Below are 4,271 nucleotides of genomic sequence, written 5' to 3'. Positions count from 1 at the left end.
ATCCCGGTCGACCCGGCGCCCGGGGTGCAGACCTTCACCCAGCACATCTCGCCCGAGAGCTTCTGGGTGGGCTCGCGTCTGAACGCCACGGTCTTCCTGCAGGAGCAGACGAGCCGCCGCATCTGGCAAGCGCGCACCGCGCGCCTCAATGCGCTCAAGGGCCTGCTCAGACTCGACCCCGCCGACTGCGAGATGAACGTCGGCGAGGTCTGCTCGCTGCGGGTGATGATCGCGCCCAGCCAGGTTCCGGTGAAGGGTGTCGATGTCACGATCGATTTCGATGAGAGCGTGGCCGCGCTGCAGGCTATCCACGCGGGGAGCTGGGTGACCGGCTCCGGACTGCAGAGCTATTTCCACGACTACACGGAGACCGGCGCCACGGAGGCGCACTTCTCGCTGGCCTTCCTGAACGGAACGGTGACGGGTGGCGGCGAGCTGGCCCTGCTCGAGTTCCGCGGCCTGGCTGCAGGGGCGAGCGCGCTCACCTTCACGCAGGACCGCGTGCGCGACACCAACAACACCGAGCTGGACTACTCGACCAGCCTCAGCGATTCGCTCTTCGTCATCAACGACCTGACACCGGTCGAGGAGCCGCCCGTCGCGCCGGTCGCCCTGCGCCTCCTCGGCAACACGCCGAACCCCTTCAACCCGAGCACGCTGATCAGCTACGAGCTGCCCGCGGCTGGCCGCTGGCAGGTGGCGATCTACGATGCGCAGGGTCGGCTGCAGCGCACGCTCGCCGACGAGTGGCAGCTTGCCGGCCGCCGCGAGCTGCGCTGGGATGGCCGCGACGACGCGGGCACGGCCCTGGGCAGCGGCCTCTACCTGGTGCGGGTGAATGGGCCGACGGGGAGTGCGAGCGGCAAGCTGCTGCTGCTCAAGTAGGCGCGCGCTTCACGCCAGGCGCTCGCGCAGCCACTGCGCGAGCGCCTGCGCGTTTCTGTCCATGTCGTAGTCGGCTTCGATGCGCGCCCGCGCGCGGCGGGCCATGGCCGCGGCCGCTGCGGGATCGTCGAGCAAGCGCGCGATGGCGGCGGCGAAGGCGTCCGGCCGCGCGGGATCGGCGAGCAGACCGCTCACCCCGTCCTCGACCAGCTCGGGCAGACCCGTCACCCGCGGCCCGACGACCGGCAGGCCGACGGCCATCGCCTCCATCATCGAGACCGGGATGCCCTCGCTGTGGCTGGCGAGCACGAAGAGGTCCGCCTCGGCCAGGAAGCGCGCCACCTCGCCGTGGTCCACGCTGCCGTGGAAGCGAACGGCCTCGAGGACGCCGAGCCGGCGCGCCTGCGCCTCGAGCTGGGCGCGGCGGCCGCCTTCGTCCTTGCCGACGAGATCGAGGCGAAAGGCCTGGCCGCGCGCCGCGAGCAGCGCGCAGGCGCCGAGCAGGCCCTCGTGGTTCTTGACCGGGTAGAGCGAGGCCACGCAGACCAGCCGCGCCGGGCCTTCGCGCCGCGCGGGCCGCGGCTGGAAGGGGAACTCCGCGAGCCGGATGCCCGTGCGCTGGAGGCGCACCTGCCCCGCGGGCAGCTCGGGGCAGAGCGCGAGCAGGGTCCGCCGGTTGTACTCCGAGATCGCGATGGCGAAGTCCGCGCCGCGCAGCTTGCTCTTCAGGCTGTGGCGCTTCTCTGGCATCACCGTGTCGCTGCCGTGGGCCGTGAAGCTGAAGCCGCTACCGTTCAGGCGCTTCGCGCAGAGCCCGGCCAGCGCGGCCTTGTAGGCGAAGTGCGCGTGGATGTGCGCCGGCCGCTCGCGCACGCTGTAGGCGAAGACGACGCCCACGGCCAGGTGGGCGAGATTGTGCAGAGCCTTCCCGGGACCGGCGTCTTCGAGGACCGTGCCGAAGAGCCCGGCCAGCGCGCGCGGCCGGCGGAGCGCGTAGTGGAGCCAGGCGCGAAGCAGCCGCCCGGGCGGGATCGGGCGCAGCACCTGCGTGCGCGCCAAGTAGTCTCGCGCTTCGGCGGGGCAGGGGCCGGGCGGCAAGAGTGACACGATCTCGACCCCGCAGCCCGCCGCCTCGAGCGCACGCATCTCGTTGTAGACGAAGTTGAGCGTGTCCGTGGGAAAGCGGTCGAGGACGTAGAGCAGGCGCGGCGCGCTCATGCCGACTTCCCGCGGTGGATCGCCTCGGCGTCCGCGAGCACGGCCGCGGCGATCTGCGACCAGTCGCGATCCCGCACGCGCTCGCGGCGCGCCGCCCGCTTGGCCGGCGTATCGGTCCTCAGCTCCTCCTCGACGAGGCGGACGAAGTCATCGGGCCCCTCGGCGATGCGCACGAGATCGCCGAACTGCTCGGCCACCTCGCGGATGCGCACGGAGACCACGGGCAGGCCGAGCGCCAGGTACTCCTGCACCTTGACCGGGAAGCTGCTCGCGATCCACTCGGTCTCTATCCAGTTCATGATGGCGACGTCGAAGGCCTGCGCCCAGGCCGGCAGCTCGGCGTAGGGCACGGCGCCGGTGAGGCGGAAGTTGGGCAGGTCCGCCAGTTCGCTGTAGTCGCCGATCACGCGGCCGATCAGCACGAGGCTCCAGTCGGGGTGCCGCTCGGCGAGGCGCCGCAGGATGCCCTTGTCGTTGTGGTTGGTGAGGCTGCCGAAGTAGCCGACCACCGGATGCGGCAGCCCGCGCAGCGCCTCGGGCAAGGGGAGCGCGCCAGTCCCCGCGGCGCTGAAGTGCGCGAAGTCCACCCCGTGCGGCTGGTAGACGATCCGCTCGCTCTCGCCACAGCGCGCGCGCAGGTCCTCGGCGATCGCCCGCGAGGCGCAGTAGACGCGGTCCGCCTCGGCGCAGAGCCGCCGGTCGTAGGTCTCGTAGAGCGCGCGCGCCCGGGCCGCCCGCTCGGGCGGCAGGTCCGTGAAGGCGCTGTTCTTGTCGGCGAAGCGGTAGAAGAAGCCGCGGTGGGCAAGGCGCCGCGCGACGAAGAGCGCGTGATAGGTGGACGAGGCCCAGATCAGCGGTCGGCGCAACCCCAGCAGGCGAAGCGCCAGCCAGACCTGCGCCGTGAGCAGCGCGCCGTTCAGGCGATCGCCGCGGGCGTCCAGGAACACGGGCAAGTAGAGCGGGCTCAGCACCCAGACTCCCGGCCGCGGCCGAGCGAGGGGCCGCAGGTGCGTGCGCAGCTTGTGCTGGATCTTGCGCAGGGCGGCGTGGCGCTCGTCGCGCCCGGCCAGGGAGGGCGCGCGCACGGGCAGGGGATTCACCCAGAGCAGGCGCCGGCCAACGGCCAGGCGCAGCACGATCTGCCGCGTGCTCGTGTAGCTGGACTTGTACCAGTCCTCGCCGAAGCAGAGCAGGTCGAAGCGAGAGGGTTGCGCTGTCCGGCTCACGGCGGCCTCGCGGCTCCTAGCGGCCCGCGCGCGGCGGGGCGGGACCTAGCCCGCCTGGCGCTGCGCCCCCTGGGGCCCGAAGGCGGCGTGGATCTCTTCGAAGTTCCAGAACTCGATTGCGGGGTCGCGACGGCGCATGGCGTCGATGCTGTCCTGCACGAGCTTCAGGCTCTCCGGGCTGCAGTGATAGCGGTGGTGCAGCAGCCAACCGATGACGTTGATGTGCCGCTTCGTCGCCTCGTAGCGCTGCATCAGCTCGGCGAGCGAGTGCCATTCGCAGTCGGTGCTGCCATAGTTGCCGCGGTAGTGCTCGATGTAGGAGATCGCCATGTCGATCGTGAAGGTGTGCGTGCCGGGGTAGATCTCCAGGTGGTGGCTGATGTGGCGATCGAAGAGCTGCCCCTTGTTGAGCATGCGACCGAGCACGTAGAAGAGCCGGCGCGAGAGCCGCGGATTGTAGTGACCGTTGAAGACCGAGTAGCCGAGGTCGTCCACCGCGCGGATCGTCGCCTGGTTGTAGGGACCGTAGGGGAAGTTCACCGCAGAGTACCAGTGCTCGCCGAAGCGGCGCTCCATGATCTCGCGCCCGCGGCGCAGGTCGTCGTACTGCTCCTGGTAGCCGCGCGTGCCGCCGAACTCGCCGCTCTGGTGCTTGGTGTGGTTGTAGCCGTGCTGCATGATCTCGAGCAGGCGGCCGTGCTGCTGCTTCTTCTCGAGCAGCCAGTCCACGCAGGCGTCGGTGACGTTGCCCGGCTCGACGGCGTGGATGATCGGAATCCCCGCGGCGAAGAAGATCTCGCTCACGGCGACGAGCTCGGGCGTCAGCTCGTTGACGTCGTCGTTGCGGAAGAAGGCCACGAGGGGACTGCGGTCCCCGATCTGCGGGATCTGCTGCATCCGCCTAGCCACCCTGAATCAAGCGCTCGTAAACGGCGAGGCCCC

Annotated in this window: 4 protein-coding genes; 1 reads left to right on the top strand and 3 read right to left on the bottom strand. The window is 70.7% G+C overall.

Going from position 1 to position 4,271, the window contains the following annotated elements; all coding sequences use genetic code 11:
- The coding region (locus tag FJ251_14065) for a T9SS type A sorting domain-containing protein (protein ID MBM4118830.1) at positions 1 to 885 on the top strand (885 nt) is incomplete at its 5' end.
- 9 nt (positions 886 to 894) lie between these two features.
- Here FJ251_14065 and FJ251_14060 read toward each other — a convergent pair.
- The 3 genes from FJ251_14060 to FJ251_14050 are packed head-to-tail and all read right to left on the bottom strand — an operon-like array spanning position 895 to position 4,226.
- On the bottom strand, positions 895 to 2,103 hold the full coding sequence (locus FJ251_14060) for a glycosyltransferase family 4 protein (GenBank protein ID MBM4118829.1): 1,209 nt from the start codon (positions 2,101 to 2,103) through the stop codon (positions 895 to 897).
- A complete protein-coding gene (locus FJ251_14055; GenBank protein MBM4118828.1) occupies positions 2,100 to 3,329 on the bottom strand; it encodes a glycosyltransferase family 1 protein in 1,230 nt (409 codons plus the stop codon). Before FJ251_14055 ends, FJ251_14060 begins: the two co-directional genes overlap by 4 nt.
- Positions 3,330 to 3,374: 45 nt before the next feature.
- Positions 3,375 to 4,226 (bottom strand): hypothetical protein, encoded by an 852-nt coding sequence (locus FJ251_14050; GenBank protein MBM4118827.1) that lies wholly within the window; start codon positions 4,224 to 4,226, stop codon positions 3,375 to 3,377.
- Between the last annotated feature and the right edge of the window lie 45 nt (positions 4,227 to 4,271).

Source organism: bacterium, from assembly GCA_016873475.1.
In the GTDB taxonomy this organism is placed as follows: Bacteria; Krumholzibacteriota; Krumholzibacteriia; order JACNKJ01; family JACNKJ01; genus VGXI01.
The sequence above is the reverse complement of the archived record's forward strand: the minus strand, read 5'-3'. Positions and strand labels throughout refer to the sequence as shown.

Bases quoted from the DNA above. Each gene is read 5' to 3' on its own strand.
- FJ251_14050 (MBM4118827.1), bottom strand. From the start codon at position 4,226: ATGCAGCAGATCCCGCAGATCGGGGACCGCAGTCCCCTCGTGGCCTTC.
- FJ251_14060 (MBM4118829.1), bottom strand. From the start codon at position 2,103: ATGAGCGCGCCGCGCCTGCTCTACGTCCTCGACCGCTTTCCCACGGAC.